The following is a 24,655-nucleotide window of genomic DNA, read 5'->3' as shown; positions in this document are numbered from 1 at the left end:
AATAGTAATTTTAAACTATATAATTATGTTAACACACAAATTCAAACTCAGTATTTTTTTGACTACTATTTTCTTATGTGTCAGTTGTCAAAATGATGGTTTAGATCAGGAAGATTTAAATCAAGAACGACCATTATCTAAAGAGGCTACGGCAACTTTGGATTATTTGATTGAAAAAGGGTTTTCTAAAGAAGATCTTAAACCAAATTTTGAGGACGAAGCTTTTATGCACGGAGACATGATGATTCCTTTTGCATTAAAAAGTAATAGAGACGCAAACCCACCCAAAAAGGGAAGCATTCAGGAAAAAAACAGATGGTTTTTTGGTGGAGTTGGGGTATACTACAGTAACTCTAGAGATGTTAGATATTATGTTGAAAATAACTATCCAAGAAATTTAGAGTACGCACTTTCCTGGGCTGCTTGGCATTGGAGTGTTTCTAGTCGTAATATTAATATAAGTAGAACGTATAATAGATCGAGTGCAGATATTTTGGTAGGGTCTTGGTATAATTCTAATGAAGGTGCATGGGCGAGAGCACTGTTGCCTGATGGTAGAGGAAATGTTGGCTCTTGGATGAGAGTAAATACAGCTAAACCTCACCCAGGTGATGAATCTACAATGGCGTTACTGATACATGAATTAGGACATAATCTAGGTTACCACCATTCTGATCAAACTTATGGAGGTCATATACCTGGTACTAATGGCGTAGCTTATCATCAAAGCAATAATTGTGGTTCTGTCATGAAAAGCTCTATATATACATGTAATTGGAGATTCAGTTCAACACCAGGATGGTCGAGAGATGATAGAACGGCTATCACTTGGGCTTATGGAAACTAATGATCTAACCTGTAATGTATTTATTATTTAAATGCCTGCATCACATTAATTAAGATGGCTCTATGACCATAATCATAGAGAGTATAAATATAACCTTGTCTGAATACTAAAAGATTAATTTATACAGTATTCAGATACGGTTGTATTTACATTCATTCTTGTTAATAGTGGAGTAGCATCTGTAATGGTTTTTAAATCTATAGAATTTGCTTTTTATGAGCTCTTTTACTTCAATATAAATATCTTGAAAACCTTATCGTAATACGAAAAGAAATAAAAAAAGCCTCTTATTAGAGGCTTAAAAACGAGTCGTTTTTATAACAAATTATAAATTTGTATAACGATTACCCATGTTACCGCATATTATTTCTTTTGAAATTTCAAATTTGTTACTCTTCCGGTGTCCAATCTAAAATCTGAAACTTTACCATAACTGTCCCTTTTAAAATGAAAAACTCCATATTCTTCATTAGAGAAAAGGTTCGTCATAACCGAATTGAGAGGTGAAATTTCGATTTCATTTATATAAAGTACCAACAATTTATTTTTTATTTTTAATGTGTAATTAATATCTAATTCTTTGCTATAATAAGTACCTACAAAATCAATTAATTCCTCATTAGTATAATTTTTGGGGAGATACTCTTTTGAAATTATCGGCTTTCCTCCGTTTGCACTAAAAACCATAGTGTAATTTCCTTGTTCATTTTTGTCAAATTTCACCAGTACATCAGATCCAACATTAATCATTTTGAACTCATGCTTACTGATAGGGATTAAGTCACTTTCATTAGCCTCAGACCTATAATATCTTAGAGTGTCATTCTTTACATAAATCTTTCTAGTATATGAACCCTCGTCGTTCCAATAATGTCCAGAGAAATTTTCAAGATTGTTAGTTTTTAAATGAATAAATTCTTGCTTAATATTGACTTTTTTGTCTTGGTTTTCAACTTCAGCATTTATAAAATTTTCTTTAAGAAACATATCGGTGATTTGAAAGGATTTACGCGTTGGGTTTGCATCATTTCTGTTAGCTAATATAATTACAGAAAACTTCTGTTTAGGAAATCGTATTAATTGTGCTTGATAACCAGCGAGGGCCCCACCATGGCTCACAGTTTTTAATCCTTTATAAATTCCGTTATTCAATGCAAAAGCATATCCACTACTTTTTCCATTATTTAAAAGCCCTTCTTCATGCATTCTTTCAATAATTTCTTGTCCTCCTTTTCCAAGTTTATTATTATAAAAATTCTGATCCCATAAAAACAAGTCCTCTATGTTTGAATATATTCCACCGGAGCCAACAAGGTCAAATCTCATAATTAAATTATTAAATCCCTCTCCATTACTTTTTCTGTTATAACTGAAAACACGATTTTTAATCAGGTCAGTATTATCATCATAGAAAAGTGTGTTTTTCATACCTAGAGGCTGGAAAATATTCTCATGCGCAAATAATTTTAGGGATTGACCAGCCACTTTTTCTACAATCATCGCCAGCATGAAATAGCAAGAATTGCTGTATAAATGTTTTTCTCCTGACAAAAAATTTAACTCTTCCTGTTTCTTTATAAGGCCATAGATCTCATCTGCATTTGTATCGTCAAGATAGTTTCTGCCTTTTAAATACATAAGGGTAAAATAGTCTCTAACACCACTCGTATGATGTATAAAATGTCTAATAGTCAAAGGAGTATCGTATTCTGGAAAATCAGGAAGGTATTTTTGAATTCTATCATCTAAGTTTAGTTTCCCTTGTTCTTCAAGAAGTAAAATACTAAATGTTACAAACTGTTTAGAAACAGAACCAATATAAAAAACAGATGAAGGAGTTATTTCTATGTTGTGTTCCAAGTCACCAATTCCATATCCATTGGAATAAATCAGCTTACCATTTTTAATAATTCCTATGGCACCGCCTGGAACATCAGGTTTATTCCATTCCGAAAAGAGGTTGTCTATTGCTAGGTTTTCTTTAGGCTGTCCAAATGAGCAAATAGAAAAAGAAAGAAGGAATAATAATAAAATTTTTTTCATAGTCTGTTTTTATTAATTGTTGTTAATGATTAGTATAAAAATTTTTGAAATTACTAGGAGGTGCAAATTTTCTATAGGAAAATGAGCCTTAGCAAACAGGTAAATAATTGAGATGAAAAATCAGCAATTGTTTATATACTTTACAGCCAGACGGTATATTTTTTGGCTTAGTTTTTAGCGCGATTTAGGTCTTAATTTTTCAATTTAGTTTTATCGTGTCAGTTTTATCTTCAATTGAGTTCATCCATTGTCAAATATTTTAGTATGGGTAATGGTCATAGAGCCATCTCGTTTTTTGATTGATTGAATTTTGGCTAGTGTATCATTTATGAATATTCAATTTTAGATGTTAAGAAAGAAGTTACTAAAAACCGTTTTAATAATTTTTTTACATTTTTGATAATAGTTTTTTCAATGCAAATTCCAGAACAGCGTCATTACCCTCTAGAATATCATGTATAGAGTTTGATACATTGTAATCTGGGACAACGCTTCTTTTCTGGATATGTTCATCTATAGTATACTCTGCATGTAGTAAAGGTAAATAGATTGCTGTTTCGGTATGATCCCCTTTGATAGAAATTTGACGCACACCGTTACTAATACCTGCATATCCATAGGTTTCTGTTCCAACTAAGTCTGCATTTGTATATTCTTTTAGTAAGCCAGCAGCAATACCAGCAGCTGAAGTGGTACCACCATTGATCAGAACGATCAGCCTTCCTTTATAACGATACTCTTCAATTGGATCATAACTCATCAAATCACGTAATAATTCATGTTTTGTTACTTTGAAAGTACCGTCTTTTTTTCTCTTTAATCCAAAGGATTCATTCAAATTAAGTGTATTGCCAGTTATTTCTACAAGGTATTTATCATCCACCAAAGTCACTATTTCTTTTGCAGGAATGATAGGTTGATCAATAAAATATTGAAGCAAGTAAGCTGCATTACTTGCTTTTCCACCTCCATTATTTCTTAAATCGATTATTAAGTTTTTAATATTTTTATCAGAAATTTTTTTGAAACATTGCTTATAAAAATCAGGATAAGTATTCTCGGGTTCATCGTAACCATCTTTTATAAACTGGTTTATTTTCAGATAAGCATAATTTTCCTTATTTATCTCAAAGTTAAAAGCTTTTTCAGGCGCTGTTTCTGGCAGATATTTCTTAGATGCTCTAGTTTCATAAACCTCTTTTGAAATTGCTTCAATTTTTGTCTTTATAATTTTCTTGGTTTTATAGTCTCTATACACAAGGTTATATGTAGGTTGTTCTCCAAATATCTCGGGATAGAGTCTGTAAAACGATTTGTATGGCCCTCCTAACCAATGTTGCATACCACTTTGACTTTCACCATCAGAAGAATAATGTGCTAAAATGTTAACAATAATCTCATTACTCAAGTTGCTATCAATAGATAGGATTTCGGATCCTTCGGGAATTTCTATAGAGCTAAGATTTTTCACTATAAAAATACGTTCATCCTTAATATATACTTGAAAGGGGAGTCTTTTTTGATTATTGATAACACTTCCGAGTTTGCCGAATGTATATGCTTGTGTATGTCCATCATGTATATTCGCTATCAATTGAAGAACAATTCTATAAAATATCTTGGCTTCCATTGGTTTGGAAGTTTGCAACATCAAATCGTTCATCATTTGATTAAACTCTTCGTGGTTTTGATGTGTATAAGTTCCAGGATGAATTTTAATGAGTGCCGTTTTAAATTTTTCTAAGTCAGCCTGCATTTGTTCAGGTTGATAAACTATGGACTCTTGTGCTCTTCCTGTAACCATATACATGCTCAAGAAGCTTATTAGTACTACCCAGTACATCCTATTCATTTTTATTGTTTTAATAATAATTGAAAACTCCTGAAATAGTTTAATGTTATGGTTGATTATTAGTTCATTGAAAAAACGGGAATGGAATTAATAACCATTCCCGTTTTTTGATTGATTGAATTTTGGCTAGTGTATCATATATATTTAAAAATAAATTTTGATTCTAATAGCTTGCTCTAACGAAATATCTTTATCCTGTTCTTTTAAGGATTTTATAAATTCTGGTGTAACATTATGGATTTTAAGACTCTTGGCTTGGTCAGCTGTTATATTTTTAAACCCTATATCTTTAAAAGATTGTACAAACTCTGGGGTAACTCTGTGAATTTTAAAACTCATAATATCATCTAGAGGAAGGTCACCGAATTGTGTCTTTTTGAATTCCTTAATATACTCTGGAGATACATTATGAATTTTAAGAGATATTAATTTGCTTATAGAGATATTAGAATATCCTATTTTTACATATTCTGAAGCGGAATTAGGAGATACGTTATGTATTTTTAATGATTTTGCATCATCTAAAGAGATATTTTTATATCCAGCTTTTTTAAACGAATCAATAAAATCTGGAGTTACATTATGAATTTTTAAAGCAACTACATCATTTAGAGGAATGTTGTTGTAACCAGCTTTATTGAACATTTTAACAAATTCTGGTGTAACATTGTGTATTTTTAATTTGATAATATCATCAACAGGTACATTGTCATAACCAAGTTGTTTAAATTGTTTTATAAAATCATTTGGTGTTTGTTGATTATCCTGTGAGGCACCACGACTATTGGTAGAACTGGATAAGGTATTTTGATCTCTTTTGCTCTTAGAGGAAGAAAAACCTTTAGCTGTTTTTACCTGACCTGGTGTGATATCATGAATCTTTAGTTTTATAGCTTCTTGTAATGAAATATTATTTTGCCCCGCTTTTTTGTAAGCCTGTATAAGTTCTGGAGTTACTCCATGAATTTTTAATTTTTTAGCTTCCTGTAAAGTAATATTAGGATATCCAGCTTTCTTGAAATTATTTATGTATACCGGAGTAACGTTATGAATTTTAAGATTTTTAGCTTCTCGTACAGTGATATTAGTATGCCCAGCCTTTTTAAATGACTCAATAAAATCTGGAGTCACATCATGAATCTTTAATTTCATATAATCATCAAGAGACAGGTTCCCGTAACCATTATTTCGATACGATGTAACAAATTCAGAGGATACATTATGGATTTTAGCTTTTGTAATCTTTTTTAAAGACGTTTTATTACCATTTAAAGTATTGATAAATGAAATATAGGCAACATCAACGTCAAATAAATTAAGCTTACTTACCTCTTCCATTGTATAATTCTCATAACCTAATCGTGCAAGTTCTTTTCTATACATTTTTAGTTTATCAAGAGGAAGCGATTTATGAATAATATCTTCAAAATCATCTTGATCTATTTTTAGATTTTCGCGCTTTAAATAACTAAGGTAATTGTTGTCAAAACCAGTAAGGAAACAATGTACCAAATCTTTGTTGTCTACATGTAAACCATAAGCTTTGAGCGATTTAATAAACGATTCATTAGGAGTAAATTCATATCTTCCATCACCTATTTTGTTGTCAAACCGCCCCACATAAGTTATAGTTCCGGCATCTTTGGTGATTTTAAATTGTTGTCGATCTCCACTGGGGAAATCTTTAAAATATATGGGGTCATAGCATCTGGTCATAGACCAGAAATTTCGTTTAAGAGGCTCTGCACTTCTGTACATAATGCATAATTTACCTCCACCAACTTCGGCATCCCATACTCCTTTGGTAAAGTTGTTCTGAGCACTAGATGATATAGATTCTTTTCTCGAATCTATAGTCGTATCTATAGAGTCTTTATCATGATCGGCTAATGTTTCATTGGGTTTTACCGGATTAAAAGAAAATACGGTGATAGCTAGTAGTGGAATAATGATTAGGTATTTCCACCCTGATTTTGATGTTGATTTTTTAGAATTCATCATAAGGATTCGTTTTTTGAGAAATGATTGATTGTAACTTGTTGCCAAACCTGTTGGCATATTTGGGGTGGAGACTTTTAAGAGATTCATTTGATAAATTTCTCTGTCTTCACCTATATTAAGCATATTATTGTCGGTTAGGTATTCTAGATTGTTATCGATGGCTCTGCGATATAACCAGGCAAAAGGATTAAACCATTGCATCATCACTAATAACTCTACTAATAACATATCGATACTATGTCTACCTTTGATATGTACTTGTTCGTGTTTTAAGATTTGTAAATACGTATCAGGGTTATATTGACTGGGATTCATAAAAATTCTATTCCAGAACGAGTAGGGGGCATGTTTTTTATCGGTTTCTACAATTTTATAGTCATCAACTTCTATGGTTGGATATTTAGAAATACGATATAATAAAACTCCTAATTGGATGATAAAATGAATACCAAATACCAATATACCTAGTATATAGATGTATAGTATAACCGATTTCCAATCTAAAAATTTGCTAACAGAAGTAGTACTGATGCCAGAAGTATCTGTGGTCGATATATTTTCAATTTTTGTGGTTGTTTCTGGTATTTTATAATCTGTAACAACAGAATTTGAAGGTTGTACTTCTACTTCTTGAAATAGAGCACTTTTAAATGATAAACTTTCAGGGATCGTAATAAAAGGTAAAGTAAATGAAAGTATAACTAATGATATCAATACCCATCTGTTTAAATGGTAAAAGGTCTCTTTGGAAAGAAAAAATCTATAAATAATATAAGATAATCCTATTAATGCCGAGCTATGTATGATATAGTCCATTATTTCTTGTTTTTTATCAGTTGAATTATTTCTTCTAATTCGTCGGTATTTATCTTTTCTTCCTTAGCAAAGAATTTAACCAAAGCCAAAGGAGAATTGTCAAAATAATTGTGTACTACCTCACCTAATACTTCTTTTTGATACTCATCTTTTGATACTAGAGGATAATACTGAAAACTGTTTCCGTAGGCTACATGACTGATAAATCCTTTTTCTTCTAAAATTTTTACAATCGTAGCAGTAGTATTGTAATGCGGTTTAGGGTCAGAAAGCTCTTCAATGATTTCTTTTATAAATGCCTTTTCCAATTTCCACAGACTTTGCATAATCTGTTCTTCTCTTTTGGCTAATTTTTGCATAGTATTAATTTTATAAAGCAAACTTACTACTAATCTTTTAGTTTTGCAACTAATTAATTAGTAGTGTAACTAATGAATTAGTAGTTTTACTGTGTTAAGTACCGATTTTAAAAGGTTTTTAGAGGATGTTAAAAAAATGATAATGTATTTTAGAAAAGTAAATTTCTAAGAAAGGTATTACGGTTTTAAAAAATAATTATTGCTTTTTTTAGAGTATAAGAGGTACATATCTATTCTAACAATAACTGTAAATCATCACGATTGAGTAGTTCGGGGGTATATTCTGTTACAACCCCATAATTAAAAAATGCACTTTTCATCTTTGTGCTATCTTCAATTAGGTCAAATATATTGGTGTAAAAACGTTCTACTTTATCATCTTTGGTATGCATGATAAGCGATGAAGCAGTAGTGATATATTCATCTTCCTGATATTCTTTTAACTTTAATAGTTTAAAATCGATCTTGGGTGCAATTGATGTGATATTGGCTAACTTAATTGATTTAGAATATGATGTACAATCAAAACAAACTATTAATTTTTTCTGATTTGATTTTAACCGATAGGTAATGGTGATTTCTTTATTAACTAATTTTTCAAAACCATTCATATCTATAAATGCCAAGGTATCCTTAGTATTTGTTTTAACTGTTAGAACCGTGGTGAGGTAATCATCGGGCATGATTAATGTTTCTTCAACCGATAAAACTGTTGCTTTTATAGTATTAATTTTGTCATCCTGACTATGAGTAGTAACTATCTGGTTGGTCATTTTTGATTGGCTACTACTTTCTTTTGAGTTTTTATTAGTGTTACAAGAGAAGCAACAAATCAGGATAATAGATAAAAAGCATGTATTTATTTTCACGACATTGTTTTATATAACATATAATTTGTTATAAATGTAATACATAAATGCTATACGAGAATACCCTGTTTTCTGGGAAAATGTTGTTATCGTATTTTAAGAGTAGGAAAACAGAATATTTCTAAGATCTGTACCGTTTCAGATTAAGAATATATCGAATTCGTAAAAAGTATACCGTAGTTTTTAATCTTTATCTCTTGATTTTTTCTTCCCGATTAACAGTGTGTTGGTTCCTTGAACTTGATTGTGTTGTGAAAATTCTATATCGGGCTTAACCATAGATGTAAGAGAATCGATTTTGATGTTTTCCTTCAAATTAATTCCAGCATTAAAGACGATTTGTCCTTCAGGTTTTAATAAGGGAATAAGGTTTTTCCAGAATTGATTTTCATAAAACTGCTGAGGGACTTGATTATCGATAAAAATATCGATGATTATAATTTCAAATTGTGATGCACAACGACCAACATAGAAAAAAGCATCTTCACAAATGATTTCGAGATTGTGATTATTGGTTATATTAAATTCATTTTTAGCAATTTCGATAACTACTTCATCAATTTCTACAGCGGTAATTTTTCCTTGATGGTCAAATGTATTTCTAAGAGGTTCTATTACACTCCCACCGCCAAGTCCTAGTAAAAGAATTTCGCTATTAGCAGAAATATCTATTAGTGAAAGTCCGTAACTAAGTAATTTTTGTAGCGATCCGTAGGAGTAATTTGCATTTTGACTATCCAGTACTTTTTTACCATTCATCCATGTGAGTTCTAATGTTCCATTAATTTGTGAGGAAACCTCTTTGGTGAATGGCCATAGATAACTTAATAATCTCTTCATGTATTTCTGTACGTAAAACCAGGTTATTTAATGCCTCGCGATCGATATTGTCTTTAAGCATATATACCTAGTGCTGTAATACCAGCTTCGGCTACCGCATGATCGTTTTCTATGCTACTACCACTTACTCCAATAGCTCCTATTATAGTTCCCGAATTGTTTTTAATAGGAACACCCCCAGGAAAAGTAATTAGCCCGCCATTAGAATGTTCTATATTATATAAAGGACCTCCAGGTTGTGAAAGCTCCCCGATAACACCAGTATTTTTACCAAAAAGACAAGCCGTTCTTGCTTTTTTAATTGAAATATCAATAGAACCTATCCAGGCCTGATCCATACGTGCAAAGGAAATAAGATTTGCACCAGAATCTACTATTGCAATATTCATTTGTGTATGTATAGCGATCGCTTTTTCCTTTGCAACGGTAATGATTTTTTCTGCTTGTTCTAGAGTGATGTTCATTATTGTTTTGTTTGTAAAATTGCGATTCAAAAATAAAGCTAAATGTTTAATTTTATGATCTAGAAAAGAAAAGATTATTAGATTTAAATCTAATTAGTATTGTTTAGGAGTTTTGCCCATTTTTTTGTTTTTACGGTACCCAAACATAATAATACCTCACACTTTTGAATAGGTTGAAAATCAACTATAAATCATTTAATCAAGCCGAAAACCTTAGTTTATTTGCTTGATCTTAATGGGTGTATACTGTTGATTTATATTAATTTAGGTTTGTATTAATTTAAAAATATTTACACGATGAAAAAAATTCTTAATGTAACAGGAGTTACAAAACTTAGTAAAGAACAACAACAAGATATTATAGGATCTAGTACAAGACAGGGTTGGTGTTGCCCAAGTGGAAAAGGTTGTCGCATTCCAGGATTAAATTTTTGTGAACCAGGCTTTTGCCTTCCTACTGGTGTCTGTATATTTCATTAGTAAATGAAAAATAATAAATGAGAAGAGGATAAGCATATGCTTATCCTCTTCTCATTTATTATCTAAGGGTAATCTGCTTTTTTAGTGAACATTTCGTTTACTTTTCCTATATGAAACATAACAATGTTTTTTTTGATACACTCTCGTTTTCTAAGAATATAAACTGGTATTTTAGAAAGTTTTAACCCTATGTAAATCATGCAAAACCTCAATTTGTTTGTGTAATTCACGTATTTAGTTATCAGTAATTTACATTAAATTTAGGTGATATAAATTTAAATATATACACAATGAAAAGCATTCTTAATTTGGCTGGAGTCACAAAACTCAGCAAAGAACAACAACAAACTATCACAGGGTCGAGTATGAGATGGGCTAGATGCTGCCCAACTGGAAGAGGTTGTCGTGTAGGTCCTCCTGGAGGAGGGTTCTGCGAACCAGGCTACTGTCGTCCTAATGGCTACTGCATCTTTGCATAGTACATATAAAGAGAACGAACATTATTGTTGGTTCTCTTTTTTTAATATTTGATTTATCCTTTTAGAATTAATAGTAAGACTATATCATCTGTAAAGAGAAATCGATATAAGAGTTATGTAGAATGGGTTGACTTATATAGTATCAAACCAGATTAAAGTTTTTGCCCAGAGGGTATGTTTAAATTTCCTGCTAAAAAAAACCAAAATGTCCTATTTTATCTGTCGGAATCTCATGTAGTTGTATCATTTTGATTTCTTTATCAGACTTCTCAAATAGATCATGTATTCTGGTAATGGCAGGTCTTGTCCCGATAGGATCATCTTCTAGACCTAGAGTAAGAAGTTTTGATGTACAGGTATCATAATAAAAAGTAATACCAATAGCTTCCATTTGTTTTTTCATATCGGCATGTCGTCTTCGATTGTTCCATTGTTCGATTACACCTTTAGGAACGTCTTCTAGTAATCCCAACTTTTTTCCGGGGAAATAACCAAATAGATTTGTAATCATAGGAAAAACAATATGCCATAAAAAATAGATTTTGGTTCTCTGTTTCTTAGACCAATCTTTATAATATGCTGTCTGCGCTCCAATATTAATAATTCCACTAATTTCAGTACTCTTTTCGGTCATCCCAATAATTGTTCCTCCAATGCTATGGCCAAGAGTTACTATTTTGTGATTTGGAAACTTTTTTTTAGCATAATCGATTACTCCAGAAAAATCTTTTTGCCCCCAATCTGTAAAAGAAGCTTTAAAACCACTAAGTTTTTTAGGTCTAGAACCTGCAATTCCTCGATAGTCATAGGTAATTACCTGATATCCATTTTTTGCCATGTAAGCAGCATAGTGATGATATAATTTTTTATCTACAGCTGTAGCAGAATTAATAATCAGTACTTTGTTTTTATTGATGATCCCTTCGCATGGGTATACCTTTCCTGATAAGGAATAATTATCTATAGCAGGAATACTAATCATATATGAGTATTTGGTTAATGTAGTATTACAGTTTTTGTGTTAATATTGCTGTAATCGTTTTAATACCTTCAATATAATTGCCAAGCCTAATATTTTCATTAGGGCTATGTTGGTTGTTATCCTTGTTTACGGTAGGGACAATAACAGCGGGAATATTTAAAGTATTTACAAAAGGTGAAATGGGAATAGAGCCTCCGCCAGTACGAATTTGTATAGGAGGTTTGCCAAAAGCTCTTGTCAATGCCTTTCTTAACCATTTCCCTATTTCAGTATTAAAATCGGTTCTAAAAGCATCATAGGCAATTTGATAATTAAAACGAATAATTTTTGAATATTTCATCCGCTCATCTTCAGTAGGGATACTATCTATAATATGATATCCCTGATCCAAAATATGTTGTCTCACCATATCAACCATATGTTGTGCATTGGTTTCTTTAACAAGTCTGATATTCATTTCGGCGATAGCACTAGAGGGGATTATTGTTCTTGTTTTATTGCCTACCCAACCCGATTGTAATCCAAGAATTCCTAAAGAAGGGTATTGTATAGATTCTTGATATGTATTTGCTATGTTATCTATTGAAGCTATCCCAAGCTTTTTTCTAATTATTTTTTCATCATCAGGTACTTGACTTAAGATTTTTTTTGTTTCCTCAGACATTTCGATTCCATCATACCAACCAGGTATGGCAACTCTTCCGTCTTCTTGCATCATCGAACCTAATAGTTGAGCAAGACGTAATGCCGGATTGGGAACATAATTACCATAATGACCACTATGTTGTGGTGCTTTGGGACCAAAAACCTCGAGAGATAATGTTGTTATTCCTCTTGCTCCATATACTAATGTGGGTTGATTAGAAATATGCCTTGGACCATCAAAAATGACAAGCATATCCGAGGCCAATTCTTCTTTATAGTCTAATACGGCTTTGGGTAACCTGGGAGAACTAATTTCTTCCTCAAAATCCATAATGACTTTAATGTTATAATTAGGCTCATACTCAAATTTATTAATAATATCCATCGCTTTTAGAAACATAACAACAGGCCCTTTGGCATCAGATGTTGATCTGGCAAAAATTCTCCAGTCGGGATTAATCTTACCAGTTAATTTATGTAATGGGATGGTATTCCATTTTCCAGCATTATCTTGTTCTTTTAGTACTGCTTTATATGGGTTTTCCTGAAACCATTTGGTTGTATCAACAGGTTGCCCATCTATTTGAAGGTAGACTAACACGGTTTTTTTTGCATTCTTATGTTGCCTATTGGCGAGTAGTAAAGGAATTTTCTCTGTTATAAGGCGTTTGGATGTAAATCCACGGTCTTTAAATGCTTTTTCACACCACTCTATATTTTTTGCTATATCCTTTGGATAGTGAGCATCATTGGGTAAACTCAAAAGTTCTATCAATTCATTAAAAGAATTCTTGGCATAGGTGAGTGAAAGTTTATCCAATTCACTGTCATGTAACGATTGCGCAGTAGAGGAGAAGGTGAGAAAAAGTAGAGTAGTTGTAATGATACATCGAGTTATAATCATATGCGTAGAAGAATTAGATGTTACCGATAATTGTAAATGTATATAAAAGATTAGAATAGCTATTTTTATTTTAAATAACCTTAACAAGTTTTGTAAACAAAATATGAGGAGAGATTCTAAAATACTTATACTATTATCAATCAGATGTCTCTTTAACCGTTTTTTTTTTTTTTTTCTTAATTACCTTAAGCTGAGGAGTTTTTAAATTGGTTTCTAAAACAATAGTTTTAACGTTTAGATATTTTCTTTATTCGTAAAGAATTCAATAACTTCTGTTTTATGAAGTAGTATATCTGTATACTCATCAATTTCTTTACTAGATAGTTTGGGAGACATTATTTGCATTGAACGTAATGATTTATCTTTTTGTGGAGCTATTAGAATAGTTTTTCCATATTTTAGGTCAAAAATCCTTGTATTTATAATAGCATAGGAATTTTGATCATGTGTTAAAAATGCGACGTAATCTATTTTATTATTTTTTGTTTTATAAAAACCTTGCCCAATATAATCAGGATGATTTCTTGAAATAATTTCACTTCCTAAGTGAGTGAAATTTTGAGAATCTATATAATCGGTAAGTACAATTATTTGGAAGAAGATTAGGTTTTCTTTTTCATCAATATGTATATCATTTAATGTATTCTTCATCACAAAAAAACTATTAAACAATATTTTTTTATCTTTTACTTTCTTAAAATATCCTTGAGCTCCGGTATATCCATAGTTACCCAAACCCGTAAAACTACCTTCACCAATTAAATTATAGCTAGGAACAGGGAAAACACCATATTCGAATGGGCCATTTTTCTTGGTATTTCGAGATAAATCACTTTGGAGTAGTTCATTATTCCAAGTAGTAGAATCATTACGATTAGCTAAGTGTTTTAATATTTTCTCTTTTGAGATAGAATTATTATTTAAAGTTTTTTTTTCATAGCCAGATGTTTTGCTTTTGCAGCTAATAAGCAAAATAGAAATTAATAAGTAAAAGTGATGTTTCATTTGCTAACTTTTTTGTAATTCTATAGATGGTTTAGCTCATAGTACTTAATTGCTTTTTTCTTTAATGGATTATTACTCCAGGGTTCCCATTCATTAGTATATGGGTTGTATCCGCATTTTAAAGGTTTAGAATAAATATTATCAGGATTCTCGATGTACGCTCTACAATCGGTACATATATACCTAAATTCACAATCTTTACATGATTCTATTTGATCTTTAGAAATATTCCAATATTCTTTAGCTTTTTGATTAGCTAAAACTTCTTTTAAAGGTGATTGTTTAACATTGCCGAAACTTTTATTTAGTGAGGGACAGTTTCTGATTTCACCATTTTCATCAATAGATATTTTTCCGTTTAAGCAGCCATTGAATTTAGTGTTTTCGAAAAAATCATGAAGACTCTCATAAGAAAATGAAAGATGATTAATTTGACCACAAGATTTTGATGAACCAATTATTTCTTTAATGAAATAAATCCTGCCCATCCCATCAAGTGTTACGAAATCTTCATGCGATACTACTTTATTATTTGGCGAACTATGGATGCATAAGATACTTATTCTAGGATGTTTTTTTGTTAAAAGCATTAATTGCTTAATGTTATTAACCGTATCACTATATTTAATTAAGAATTCTACCGATTTTATTGAACTAGATTTTAAATACCCCATAATAGAATCGATCAATTCATAACTAGCTGTTTCATAAAATCGTATTTGTACATCTTCGCATCCCAAATCAGCTAATTGCCTAAAAATATTATCAAAGTCGTGTATGATATACCTTACATCAATTATAGCATTAGAAATAAGCGACGGTGATTCCCATTTAGTATCTATTTCGGGAAATTTTTCAATATCATCAACCCAAGTACCTAATTCGCTATCTATCAAGAATTTGAAATATTCTTTGAGTTTATTGTCATCTTTGTTAAGATTTAATTTTTTAATTAAATCAGTATAAGTGTATTTTCTTGTTTCTAACAATATTGAGTATAAAGAATTTGGAATAAAATGAATTTCTGTTCTACCCAGATCACAAATTACTGATCTAGTAGCTCCTTTTACCGGAATACAATCGGCAAATAAATAAAAGTATTGATCATTATTCATTCTTCAATTCTTTTTGTATTGGAGTAAAATCAAAAATTTTGGAAATAGGTTTTGTTGATCTGTATGGCCCCATTTCTGAATTGTATCTTTTAATTTTTATAACGTAATACTCTTCACTTTTTGGAACTGATAAATGATTATATTTTATAAAGTTATATCCTAAAGGAAATGTTTTAGAACTTTCTTTTGCTATTTTATATTCTTTTATTTCAAACATTCTGCTACTTTTTTTTCTAAATTATAGTTACATGGTCTTGATGTCATACCAAATTGCCCAACAGGATTTATTTCAAGAAAAATATAGTTGTTATTTTTATCAACAATCATATCAATCGAACCAGTATCCAACTTGAAAAAATCTAATAGTTTTGTCAATTTATTTGCTATATGATCATCTATGATAAAAGGAACATTTCTGTTAGGTTTTTCATGATTGTATTTTCTGAAATCTACCTCGGTTTGTTTATCATTTTGTGAGAAGATAGCCATAGAATAAAACTCACCTTTTAAATAAAAAATCCTTAATTCATATTTTTTATCTATTTTGGTTTGAATTAGAGATGGAAAGAAGTTGTTTGGAATAAAACCTTGTATATCATCTTTTTGAATCTCTTCGGTATATGAATAATAAGCTTTTTTTTCTGAAAAAGTATAAATACCATTACTTAATGCTTTGGTAATTATCCCTTCCTTGGATTTGTCAAGTATTGTTGAAAGACCTTCCTTATTGTTGGTGATAAATGTTGATGGGATATTTAATCCTAATTCTTTGGCTTTATATAATACAATTAGCTTATTCAAATTTGCATTAAACCTGCTTCCTAATTTCTTTTTTGTTTCCAAAAAGAAATGTAGATATTCTGAAATGGTTCTTGTCTCATTGGTAAGGTTTTTAGAGACAGATAACTCTAACTCCTGATCCTCTCCAAAGGCTGATTTTATAATTTGCTTAGACAAATTTTCAACAAAAATAGCCATACCTGATTTTCTATACCAGATTGCATCTACATTTTTCAGATTATAAGTTTCACCATCTACATCAATAATAATATCATCGGTATCCATTGAAAAGTATACCAACTTAACTCTATTATTTTCTACATTTAGTCTTAATACCTTTTTTCCAAAATAATGAAGCCATTGCATTACATCTGTTGTAGTACTATCATACTTTATACTTAAAATTAGAATCATTCCTTTATTATTTTAATACCTGCTTTGTTAAACAAACAAAGCAGGCATTAATTTAATTAGATTACGCTGAGATAACAGGTTTTTCTGGCTTCCCATCATCTAAATCCCCATTCACACTATCGGCATCATTTCCTGTAGTTGCAGTTGTATGACCGTTTGATGAGGTCCCACCACCTTTAGCAATTTTTGCTAATTGTTTTCTTTCAAGTTTTTCACCGAATTTGAAATCTTCTAATTTCATAATTAAAGGTTTTAAAAGTAAGTCCCTACTCTATTTTAGGCTTTTCAGGTTACGCCTTTTTTAACTAAAATTTATTGCTTTAACTAGTGTTGTGGGGTAAATTTTCAGAATGATCGACTAATGTCTTTTTCTTGTGTAATGATTTGAAAATCAAACATTCAAATATAAGAGGTTTTAAAAAAGATTGGATACGGTTAAACCACATTTGTGATATCATTAAGAATTTTTGATTTTTTAATATTATGTGAGTTTTGTTATTTTAAATAACCTTAATAAGTTTTCTTATATTCGATTTAAATTAAATCATTTAGGCTATGCATATTCATAAGTTAATCTTAGTTTCTTCATTTGTATTAGCATTGTGTTTTTCTTGTAAAAATGAAAAAACACCAGAAGTTATAAAAAAGGAAGAAAAGCCTGCTGTAGAGGCAGTAGATAAAAAAGATCCTGTTACAACACTTTTGCAAAAGATGAACAATCAATATGAGACAGCAAAACAGGATTTTCTTACAGATTCAACCAATATAGATAATATCATTTGGTATGGAAGAAGAACTGCATATTTAGGGAAGTATAAAGAAGCTATAGAAATTTACTCTAATGGAATTAAAAAATACCCTAATGAAGCTCGGTTATACAGGCATAGAGGGCACCGTTATATTTCTATAAGAGAATTTGATAAAGCAATACATGATTTAGAGTTTGCAACAACATTAATAAAAGGAAAGGAAAATACTATTGAGCCTGATGGGCTACCTAACGCTATGAATATCCCAGTAAGCAGTCTGCATGGGAACATATGGTACCACCTGGGATTGGCATATTACTTAAAAAACGATATGAAAAAAGCGTATCATGCCTACCTTAATTGTAGAAATTTAAAATCTAATGATGATAATACAGTCTCGAGTACAAACTGGTTATATATGATCCAAAGAAGAATAGGAAACGAAGACAGGGCGAAGGAACTATTAGATTTGATAACGAATGATATGACGATTATCGAGAATACCAGTTATTATAATCTGTGTAAATTCTATAAAAAGATAATTCCGATTGATTCATTACATACAGGAAAAGATGCACCTCAGGATGATGCAACTCGGTATGGGATTGCCAATTGGTTTTTTTATAATGGGAACAAAGAGAAAGCAAAAGTACACCTACAAGAAATCCTGAAAGGTAAATCACGAAACTCTTTTGGATATATTGCAGCAGAATCTGATTTTGCGAGATATTTTGGTGAGTAAGTGTTATTTATAGTGTTGAAAATAAACATTTTAATTTGTTTTAGTGTAAAACTAGACCTTTGTTATTTCTTTCTAAAAAATTTTATTGGGGTTAAGAAATTAAGTGAAACCCATGAAGAGAGAGACATAATCAAAAAAATAATTTTCTTGCGAATAGGTTGAGATTCTTCTGGAAGAAAAAAGAAACACATGCTTGTAACCAAGATACCAAAACCAAGTATAATACATATAGAAAATTGGTGAATGACTTTTGTGTTTTTTGTCTTTAATGTGTTTATAAATAAGAGGAATAGACCAATTGATGTAGGGATCCAAGGGGTTATGCGTATCACCTGAAATTGAAAATAATGCCCAATAAAACTAATAACACTGCACAGAATTAGAATTATAGAGTAGATGTTTATGATAAGTTTCATCTTTATTAATGCGTATTTGCATAAAAATGGGAGACGAGGCGATATCGACATCTCCCAGATTTATTTTTATTTTATAGTTAAGCAAATGGATTTACATCTGCCGTTGGGCCATAAATAGAGGGTAATTTCTTATTTAGTATCCTTAAATATGTGGTTAGTTCTCCTCTATGGTGGTACCAGTGATTAAGAACAAAAGTTCTTACAAAGGTATAGGTAGGCATTTCTGCAATTGGGTTTTGGGATTTTAGAAGTTTCCAATCGTTTTTTAACCAGGAGGTGTTTTCTTCTTTAAGTAATATTCGTACAGAGGTCATACTCTCTTCAAAAGCATTTAGAATTTCTGTTTTATTGGCAGGAATAGGATGTTCGACGATAACTTCTGTTTCTACCTGACCATCTTGGGCAAATCTCAAATTTCTACCAGGGATAGTTGCGACATGAAAAGCAAGTTGACCAAGTGGCATTGCTTTTTCATGAGGTTTATACTGTAATCGATCTTCGGGAAGTATATCCAGAAGGTTTTTTGTTGAAACAAATTCTTGTTCCATTTCTATTAAAAGATTTGTAGCACTCATATTTTATTTTTTATAAATGAATACTTCAAAGGTCAGGAAGTAATAAGGTGTAAAACGGTATCAAAAGATACACAGTGTCAAAAAAATTATAACAATTCTATCTCGGCTCTATGCAAAATTAATTTTCCATCTAATTCGAATTGTTTTAATATACGAGAAATAACGACTCTTGTTGTACCCAACTCATTAGCTAATTGTTGATGAGAAATTTTAATTCTAGAGCTTTCCTGTTGTGATTTTCTATGAGTTAAATACGCGATAACTCTTTTGTCAATATGATCAAAGGCGACACTCTCGAAAGTATCTAGAAGCTCATCATATCTTTTTTTAAACGTTTTAATCACAAAATTGTTCCATGAATTATATTGTTTTTGCCATTGGGTAATAAACCTTGCTGGTATGGCAAGAATATGGGTTTGAGTGATCGCCATAGCCTGCGAGGGGCTTTGATTATTAAAAAAACATGCCGATAATGACATCATACAAGTTTGGCTGGGTTCGACATAATAAAGCAAGATTTCTCTATCTTCTTTTGTCTGAAATACCCTGATAAGACCAGAGATTACAATCGGTAATATCTTAACATATTGTCCCTCTCTAACAATTATATCTCCTTTTTGAAAAGATAAGATTTCACAATGTTTAAGGATCTCTTCCTGAAGTTCGTTTTCTGTAATAAAATCTATTTTTTTAAGAATCTCTTTTTCGAAAATCATTTTTTATAAATATTGAAATACAAAAAATATGTACATGAGTAAGATATGAAATACCAAGGATTTTTTAAATGACTTTTTGTAATAGGAACAGATATTAGTTTTGGTTTTTCTTCAATTCGGATGCAATATTTACCCACTTTACAGACCAATTTTTCTCTATATGATCACCAGTTGCATAAAAGAGAAACTTATTATCGGGTGTTATATATGGGTTTCCTTGTCCAAGATTATTAATTTTTTCAGATAGTTTCTTTGTGTGTGTCCATTTACCATTTTTATCCATAAAACTTATGATTAAATCTAGCTGATTTCCAATAGAGGCAAAGATGATATAATCTTCTTTAGGAGAAATATAAGGAGTGCATTTTCCAACTTTTGCATACTGAGGAACTATAAGTTTTTGAGCATTTTGAAATTTGCCATTTACAGCTTTAGATAAATAGATATCCATTTCACTATAATCTGAATTGCTTACATGAAAATAAAGTACTCCCGAGTCGGTGATAGAAGGGTGAGATGCTAACTTATCTCTCAGATTTGGGATATCTACATATTCTGGAGTACTCCATACATTATCTTTTTTTTCTGATTTCCAGATATGCCATGTAGATGCAACTCCCTCGATATTAACGGGCCTTGTGGAACTAAAGTAAAGCGATTTTCCATCAGAAGAAAAACTCATTCCGTGATCATTATAATCACTGTTAAAAAAAGTTTTTTTGGGCGTAGACCATTTTCCATTTATTTTTTGAATACTATAAATAGTAAATTGTTTAAAATTTTTATCAGAAATGGTATAATAATATTCTTCAAAGTTTGGCGAAAAGACACCTCTATGTATTATTTTATCATTAGGAACCAGATCTTGTTTAAATACTATAGGAGTAGTAGTATCTGGAATTTGATCTACCAAAAACCTCACTTTATGGTTTTCTATCGAATTTGAATTTTTGCAACTCAAAGCAGTTGTAATTATAAGTAGTATACTTAAAATTTGTTTCATGTTTTTAATCATGCAAATAAGTTAAGAAATTATACGGCATCTTTAAAAAGCAAAATTCCAACCACATCAATATGGTTGGAATTTTAGATACAAATAATTATTTATGACCTTAGTTGTTCAACATCACTGGCATTACTAGCATGGTTACATGTTCTCCTTCGTCTAATCCATCGATTGGAGTAAGGATTCCTGCTCTATTTGGTAATGACATTTCTAGTTGTACTTCATCTGCGTTAAGGTTATTTAGCATTTCACTTAAAAAACGAGAGTTAAAACCGATCTGCATATCATCACCTTGATAATCGCATGTTAAACGTTCTTCTGCTTTGTTAGAATAATCGATATCTTCTGCAGATATATTTAATTCTGCTCCTGCAATCTTTAATCTAATCTGATGAGTTGTTTTATTAGAGAAAATAGAAACTCTACGTACAGAATTTAAAAACTGTGTGCGAGCTATCGTTAATTTATTAGGGTTCTCTTTTGGTATTACCGCTTCATAATTTGGGTATTTTCCATCAATTAATCTACATATTAATTGTGTTTCATCAAAAGAGAATTTAGCATTAGATTCATTGTATTCTATCAATACTTCACTATCACTGCCTGCCAAAATTCCTTTGAGTAAGTTCAACGGTTTTTTAGGCATAATAAATTCTGCAGATTGAGAAGCTTTAATATCTTCTCGAGTATACTTAACCAATTTATGAGCGTCGGTAGCAACAAAAGTTAAGCCTTCTGTAGAGAATTGAAAAAACACACCACTCATTACTGGTCTTAAATCATCATTACCCGTTGCAAAAATAGTTTTGCTTACTGCAGTGGCTAAAATATCTCCTAGTAAATTGGTAGCACTAGGATCTTCTAATTCTACTGCTTTAGGAAATTCTTCGCCGTTAGCATAGGCCAGTGCATACTTACCATGATTAGAACTTATCTCTATTGTATTATTATCTGCGGCGACAAAAGTTAAAGGTTGCTCAGGAAAAGTTTTAAGCGTCTCTAACAATAATTTAGCTGGTACTGCAATAGTTCCCTGATCAGAAGATTCTACTTCTAACTTTGCAGACATAGTGGTCTCTAAATCAGAGGCAGAAACGGTTAGTGCATTATTGTCTAATTCGAACAAAAAGTTGTCTAAAATTGGTAACGTATTGCTATTACTAATTACCCCTCCTAATACCTGTAGTTGCTTAAGTAAGTAAGAACTGGATACTATAAATTTCATCTGTTTTTTCTTTATTATTTTTTAGTTGTCAGATTTATGCTGATACCGATCAGTATGAAATTTGCCAATAATCATTTTAACTTATCTACGGTGAGGTATGTAAGAATCAATGTAGTTGGCATGACTTAATTTCATATATATGTGTGACTAATTACGTACAGTTTTACGCAAATATAATCGTAATCTATTTGGGATTTGGTATTGAGAAAACCATAGTTATTAACAAACCAAAGAGAGTTATTGACTATTTTATGAACTCAGGACAATTAATTGGTACCATCTTTCATAAGCTTATCTGTATAATGTGCTTTATGCTTGGGTGTAGCAAAGCGTTTTTGGTTATAAGCTATAGATTTTCCTTTTGGGATAGATAAACTTTGCCATTCTTCACCGACAATCATTTTTCCTATACATACGATTTGTCCTATATGATATGAATAATGTGCCAATTGTCTATTGATTGCCTCAGTAATACTATGTTCTATGTTACGTATATAAATAGGTTGGTTAAAATTATCTTGATCAATACTTTCTAATGCTTCAAAAAGGCATTGCCATCCATCGTTCCATTTGATTAGAAGATCTTTTTTAGATAAAATATCGTTTTCAAATTCTGCATCACGTTGCCTCCATTCTTTTTCCCCATCGGTAGTTAAAAAATCTGTCCACCTGGATTTCATATTACCCCAAAGATGCTTTACAATAATTGCTATACTATTACTCTCGTTATTATATTGCCAAAAAAGCTTCTCTTCTGGAGTTTGATCTATTGTTTTTTCCCCCAGAGATTTATAATAAGCAAACTGTTTTTGTATTCCTTCTAGATATTCAGATGATTTCATTGTTGTATACTTTTACTTTAAAGATAGAACTTTAAATTAATACTTGATTTTTAATTGTTCGAAACCAGAGTATTGGGATTCGAGTTAATTACGAGTAAGATATTCTGTGTAGGTATTTTAGACAGAAGAATATAATGCATATAACCTTGTTTGTAATTGTAAATAACATCATTTTTTGTGATGCTTAATTTCTCTTACTATAGAGATAGATAATAGGAATAAAAGTTAATTCCTTATTTTTAAGGATACTATTGATCTTTTTGAAGAGAAAATACTATAAAGTCCCATAAAAATATTTACTATATCATATGATAATATTTTCAAAACCTACACTTGTATTTATTTTGTTGATGATATGCAGTATTGCAAAAGCCCAGACAAATGAAAAAGAGGATATAAAGATTGCCAAAAAGGATAGCGTACTGCTTGAACATGCTAGAAGTTTTATGAAGGCAGAAAACCAGGATCGGGAAAAAGCCTTTAGTATAAGTCATGAGGTATTAAAAAGAACTAAAAGTGAAAGTAATACAGTTTTGGCGCATTATGTTTTGGCAAATTATCATTATTACAAATATGCTACAGATTCTTCGCTGGTATATGCAAAAAAAGCTATTGGGTTGATAGAGGGTAAAGAAGATTCTGTATCTCTAAACCGATTATCATATTTTTATTTACTTCTTTCGAATGCATCTAGAGATAAAAACTTAATCGAAGAAAGTAAAAAATGGGCTTTAAAAGGTATTGAAATTGTTCAAAAAACTAAAGATTCTGATACTAAGGATAAGTTAGTTATAAGTTTGGCAATGAATTATAAGCTTAACGGTGATTATACAAAATCTTTAGAACTTTTAACATCTACTGTTGTAGATAAAGAAGATCCGAACTATTGTGAAGGTGTTGCTTTGTGCTATATGGAGTTAGGGAACTATGAAAAAGCATTATTTTATCATAAAAAGGCACTGAAGCGTCGTAAAACAATAGGTAATAATAGAAATATAGCGGTTACTTTATTGAATATTGGTGTAGTGTATTTAAATATGTACGAAGACGATAAAGCTTTCATTTATTTTAATAAATCATTACCTATTGCGAGAGAATATAATTACCCTTTAATTATCCTGAATAATATACTTAATATTTGCGAAATTTATCGAGAGAAGAAGGATTTTAGAAATGCGAAAAAAGGGTATAATGAGGTATTAGAAATAGCCAAAAAATCAGGATATCTTAAGCAACAATTATATGTATATCAAAGTTTGAAAAATATAGCTTTAGAAGAAAAAAAACTACAAAGAAGCTTTAGAGAATACAGAGAAAAAGATTCAAATACAAGATTCTATAAAAAAACTACAAAAAGATAAGGAAGTAGCTAAGCTGGAAATAGAATATGAGACATTAAAGAAAGAAAAAGAAATAACAATTTTAAAAAAGAATCAAGAACTTAAAGTTTTAGAAATAGAAAGACAACAATTTCAGAAACAAACACTTA

General features: G+C 30.7%; 23 protein-coding genes. 4 read left to right on the top strand and 19 right to left on the bottom strand.

Going from position 1 to position 24,655, the window contains the following annotated elements; genetic code table 11:
* Nucleotides 1-25: 25 nt before the first annotated feature.
* Complete coding sequence (locus NNL09_RS23180) at nucleotides 26-847, top strand: hypothetical protein (RefSeq protein WP_025664250.1); 822 nt, start codon at nucleotides 26-28, stop codon at nucleotides 845-847.
* 363 nt (nucleotides 848-1,210) lie between these two features.
* Here NNL09_RS23180 and NNL09_RS23175 read toward each other — a convergent pair whose 3' ends face one another.
* The 7 genes from NNL09_RS23175 to NNL09_RS23145 all read right to left on the bottom strand — a co-directional run bounded on the left by NNL09_RS23175 (nucleotide 1,211) and on the right by NNL09_RS23145 (nucleotide 10,091).
* Nucleotides 1,211-2,890: a serine hydrolase gene (locus NNL09_RS23175; RefSeq protein ID WP_196911787.1), complete on the bottom strand. Its 1,680-nt coding sequence runs from the start codon at nucleotides 2,888-2,890 to the stop codon at nucleotides 1,211-1,213.
* Between the two features lie 388 nt (nucleotides 2,891-3,278).
* Nucleotides 3,279-4,742, bottom strand: a complete 1,464-nt coding sequence (locus tag NNL09_RS23170; protein ID WP_196911788.1) for a S41 family peptidase — start codon at nucleotides 4,740-4,742, stop codon at nucleotides 3,279-3,281.
* A 144-nt stretch (nucleotides 4,743-4,886) separates the two neighbouring features.
* Nucleotides 4,887-7,559, bottom strand: a complete 2,673-nt coding sequence (locus NNL09_RS23165; protein ID WP_025664253.1) for a M56 family metallopeptidase — start codon at nucleotides 7,557-7,559, stop codon at nucleotides 4,887-4,889.
* Nucleotides 7,559-7,918, bottom strand: coding sequence for a BlaI/MecI/CopY family transcriptional regulator (locus tag NNL09_RS23160; RefSeq protein WP_025664254.1), 360 nt, complete (start codon nucleotides 7,916-7,918; stop codon nucleotides 7,559-7,561). The genes NNL09_RS23165 and NNL09_RS23160 overlap by 1 nt, the downstream gene beginning before the upstream one ends.
* A 230-nt stretch (nucleotides 7,919-8,148) precedes the next feature.
* The gene (locus NNL09_RS23155; protein WP_196918872.1) at nucleotides 8,149-8,787 is read right to left on the bottom strand and encodes a hypothetical protein; all 639 of its coding nucleotides are present in this window, start codon (nucleotides 8,785-8,787) and stop codon (nucleotides 8,149-8,151) included.
* Between the two features lie 183 nt (nucleotides 8,788-8,970).
* The gene (locus tag NNL09_RS23150) at nucleotides 8,971-9,627 is read right to left on the bottom strand and encodes a fused MFS/spermidine synthase (RefSeq protein ID WP_196911790.1); all 657 of its coding nucleotides are present in this window, start codon (nucleotides 9,625-9,627) and stop codon (nucleotides 8,971-8,973) included.
* A gap of 53 nt (nucleotides 9,628-9,680) precedes the next feature.
* A complete protein-coding gene (locus tag NNL09_RS23145) occupies nucleotides 9,681-10,091 on the bottom strand; it encodes a heme-binding protein (protein WP_196911791.1) in 411 nt (136 codons plus the stop codon).
* 770 nt (nucleotides 10,092-10,861) lie between these two features.
* On the opposite strand from NNL09_RS23145, the gene NNL09_RS23140 reads away from it, so the two are divergent.
* Complete coding sequence (locus NNL09_RS23140) at nucleotides 10,862-11,050, top strand: hypothetical protein (RefSeq protein WP_034247168.1); 189 nt, start codon at nucleotides 10,862-10,864, stop codon at nucleotides 11,048-11,050.
* Nucleotides 11,051-11,240: 190 nt separating this feature from the next.
* Here NNL09_RS23140 and NNL09_RS23135 read toward each other — a convergent pair whose 3' ends face one another.
* The 7 genes from NNL09_RS23135 to NNL09_RS23105 form a co-directional block, all read right to left on the bottom strand.
* Nucleotides 11,241-12,032 (bottom strand): alpha/beta fold hydrolase, encoded by a 792-nt coding sequence (locus NNL09_RS23135; protein ID WP_254514277.1) that lies wholly within the window; start codon nucleotides 12,030-12,032, stop codon nucleotides 11,241-11,243.
* Nucleotides 12,033-12,057: 25 nt separating this feature from the next.
* On the bottom strand, nucleotides 12,058-13,581 hold the full coding sequence (locus NNL09_RS23130; protein ID WP_196911793.1) for a M20/M25/M40 family metallo-hydrolase: 1,524 nt from the start codon (nucleotides 13,579-13,581) through the stop codon (nucleotides 12,058-12,060).
* 234 nt (nucleotides 13,582-13,815) lie between these two features.
* Complete coding sequence (locus tag NNL09_RS23125) at nucleotides 13,816-14,586, bottom strand: hypothetical protein (RefSeq protein WP_025664261.1); 771 nt, start codon at nucleotides 14,584-14,586, stop codon at nucleotides 13,816-13,818.
* A 20-nt stretch (nucleotides 14,587-14,606) separates the two neighbouring features.
* A complete protein-coding gene (gwsS, locus tag NNL09_RS23120) occupies nucleotides 14,607-15,701 on the bottom strand; it encodes a grasp-with-spasm system SPASM domain peptide maturase (protein ID WP_025664262.1) in 1,095 nt (364 codons plus the stop codon).
* On the bottom strand, nucleotides 15,694-15,918 hold the full coding sequence (locus NNL09_RS23115; protein ID WP_025664263.1) for a hypothetical protein: 225 nt from the start codon (nucleotides 15,916-15,918) through the stop codon (nucleotides 15,694-15,696). The genes gwsS and NNL09_RS23115 overlap by 8 nt, the downstream gene beginning before the upstream one ends.
* Nucleotides 15,906-16,895: a grasp-with-spasm system ATP-grasp peptide maturase gene (gene gwsG / locus NNL09_RS23110; RefSeq protein ID WP_196911794.1), complete on the bottom strand. Its 990-nt coding sequence runs from the start codon at nucleotides 16,893-16,895 to the stop codon at nucleotides 15,906-15,908. Before gwsG ends, NNL09_RS23115 begins: the two co-directional genes overlap by 13 nt.
* Before the next feature lie 61 nt (nucleotides 16,896-16,956).
* Entirely contained in the window at nucleotides 16,957-17,136 is a 180-nt protein-coding gene (locus NNL09_RS23105; protein WP_025664265.1) for a hypothetical protein, read from the bottom strand.
* A gap of 314 nt (nucleotides 17,137-17,450) precedes the next feature.
* Here NNL09_RS23105 and NNL09_RS23100 point away from each other — a divergent pair, with 314 nt between their 5' ends.
* Entirely contained in the window at nucleotides 17,451-18,386 is a 936-nt protein-coding gene (locus NNL09_RS23100; protein ID WP_196911795.1) for a hypothetical protein, read from the top strand.
* Between the two features lie 493 nt (nucleotides 18,387-18,879).
* Here NNL09_RS23100 and NNL09_RS23095 read toward each other — a convergent pair whose 3' ends face one another.
* The 5 genes from NNL09_RS23095 to NNL09_RS23075 form a co-directional block, all read right to left on the bottom strand.
* Complete coding sequence (locus NNL09_RS23095) at nucleotides 18,880-19,377, bottom strand: DinB family protein (protein ID WP_196911796.1); 498 nt, start codon at nucleotides 19,375-19,377, stop codon at nucleotides 18,880-18,882.
* 86 nt (nucleotides 19,378-19,463) lie between these two features.
* Nucleotides 19,464-20,093 (bottom strand): Crp/Fnr family transcriptional regulator, encoded by a 630-nt coding sequence (locus NNL09_RS23090; protein ID WP_196911797.1) that lies wholly within the window; start codon nucleotides 20,091-20,093, stop codon nucleotides 19,464-19,466.
* A 94-nt stretch (nucleotides 20,094-20,187) separates the two neighbouring features.
* Entirely contained in the window at nucleotides 20,188-21,096 is a 909-nt protein-coding gene (locus NNL09_RS23085) for a PD40 domain-containing protein (protein ID WP_196911798.1), read from the bottom strand.
* A 109-nt stretch (nucleotides 21,097-21,205) separates the two neighbouring features.
* Nucleotides 21,206-22,324, bottom strand: a complete 1,119-nt coding sequence (dnaN, locus tag NNL09_RS23080) for a DNA polymerase III subunit beta (RefSeq protein ID WP_025664268.1) — start codon at nucleotides 22,322-22,324, stop codon at nucleotides 21,206-21,208.
* Between the two features lie 266 nt (nucleotides 22,325-22,590).
* Nucleotides 22,591-23,166, bottom strand: coding sequence for a DUF1572 family protein (locus tag NNL09_RS23075; protein WP_196911799.1), 576 nt, complete (start codon nucleotides 23,164-23,166; stop codon nucleotides 22,591-22,593).
* A gap of 308 nt (nucleotides 23,167-23,474) precedes the next feature.
* Between NNL09_RS23075 and NNL09_RS23070 the strand changes: the two genes are divergently transcribed.
* On the top strand, nucleotides 23,475-24,527 hold the full coding sequence (locus NNL09_RS23070) for a lipopolysaccharide assembly protein LapB (protein WP_254514276.1): 1,053 nt from the start codon (nucleotides 23,475-23,477) through the stop codon (nucleotides 24,525-24,527).
* The last annotated feature ends 128 nt before the right edge of the window (nucleotides 24,528-24,655 follow it).

This window comes from Aquimarina sp. EL_43 (assembly GCF_943422735.1).
In the GTDB taxonomy this organism is placed as follows: Bacteria; Bacteroidota; Bacteroidia; order Flavobacteriales; family Flavobacteriaceae; genus Aquimarina; species Aquimarina megaterium.
Note: the sequence above shows the minus strand (reverse complement) of the source record. Positions and strands in the feature narration are given on the sequence as shown.

Excerpts from the sequence above, each read along its gene's own strand:
- NNL09_RS23115 (WP_025664263.1), bottom strand. The coding sequence starts at position 15,918 with ATGTTTGAAATAAAAGAATATAAAATAGCAAAAGAAAGTTCTAAAACA.
- NNL09_RS23150 (WP_196911790.1), bottom strand. The coding sequence starts at position 9,627 with ATGAAGAGATTATTAAGTTATCTATGGCCATTCACCAAAGAGGTTTCC.
- NNL09_RS23165 (WP_025664253.1), bottom strand. The coding sequence starts at position 7,559 with ATGGACTATATCATACATAGCTCGGCATTAATAGGATTATCTTATATT.
- NNL09_RS23145 (WP_196911791.1), bottom strand. The coding sequence starts at position 10,091 with ATGAACATCACTCTAGAACAAGCAGAAAAAATCATTACCGTTGCAAAG.
- NNL09_RS23160 (WP_025664254.1), bottom strand. The coding sequence starts at position 7,918 with ATGCAAAAATTAGCCAAAAGAGAAGAACAGATTATGCAAAGTCTGTGG.
- NNL09_RS23070 (WP_254514276.1), top strand. The coding sequence starts at position 23,475 with ATGATAATATTTTCAAAACCTACACTTGTATTTATTTTGTTGATGATA.
- NNL09_RS23130 (WP_196911793.1), bottom strand. The coding sequence starts at position 13,581 with ATGATTATAACTCGATGTATCATTACAACTACTCTACTTTTTCTCACC.
- gwsS (WP_025664262.1), bottom strand. The coding sequence starts at position 15,701 with ATGAATAATGATCAATACTTTTATTTATTTGCCGATTGTATTCCGGTA.
- gwsG (WP_196911794.1), bottom strand. The coding sequence starts at position 16,895 with ATGATTCTAATTTTAAGTATAAAGTATGATAGTACTACAACAGATGTA.
- NNL09_RS23075 (WP_196911799.1), bottom strand. The coding sequence starts at position 23,166 with ATGAAATCATCTGAATATCTAGAAGGAATACAAAAACAGTTTGCTTAT.
- NNL09_RS23105 (WP_025664265.1), bottom strand. The coding sequence starts at position 17,136 with ATGAAATTAGAAGATTTCAAATTCGGTGAAAAACTTGAAAGAAAACAA.
- NNL09_RS23085 (WP_196911798.1), bottom strand. The coding sequence starts at position 21,096 with ATGAAACAAATTTTAAGTATACTACTTATAATTACAACTGCTTTGAGT.
- NNL09_RS23175 (WP_196911787.1), bottom strand. The coding sequence starts at position 2,890 with ATGAAAAAAATTTTATTATTATTCCTTCTTTCTTTTTCTATTTGCTCA.
- NNL09_RS23180 (WP_025664250.1), top strand. The coding sequence starts at position 26 with ATGTTAACACACAAATTCAAACTCAGTATTTTTTTGACTACTATTTTC.
- NNL09_RS23135 (WP_254514277.1), bottom strand. The coding sequence starts at position 12,032 with ATGATTAGTATTCCTGCTATAGATAATTATTCCTTATCAGGAAAGGTA.
- NNL09_RS23125 (WP_025664261.1), bottom strand. The coding sequence starts at position 14,586 with ATGAAACATCACTTTTACTTATTAATTTCTATTTTGCTTATTAGCTGC.
- NNL09_RS23170 (WP_196911788.1), bottom strand. The coding sequence starts at position 4,742 with ATGAATAGGATGTACTGGGTAGTACTAATAAGCTTCTTGAGCATGTAT.
- NNL09_RS23140 (WP_034247168.1), top strand. The coding sequence starts at position 10,862 with ATGAAAAGCATTCTTAATTTGGCTGGAGTCACAAAACTCAGCAAAGAA.
- dnaN (WP_025664268.1), bottom strand. The coding sequence starts at position 22,324 with ATGAAATTTATAGTATCCAGTTCTTACTTACTTAAGCAACTACAGGTA.
- NNL09_RS23095 (WP_196911796.1), bottom strand. The coding sequence starts at position 19,377 with ATGAGTGCTACAAATCTTTTAATAGAAATGGAACAAGAATTTGTTTCA.
- NNL09_RS23100 (WP_196911795.1), top strand. The coding sequence starts at position 17,451 with ATGCATATTCATAAGTTAATCTTAGTTTCTTCATTTGTATTAGCATTG.
- NNL09_RS23090 (WP_196911797.1), bottom strand. The coding sequence starts at position 20,093 with ATGATTTTCGAAAAAGAGATTCTTAAAAAAATAGATTTTATTACAGAA.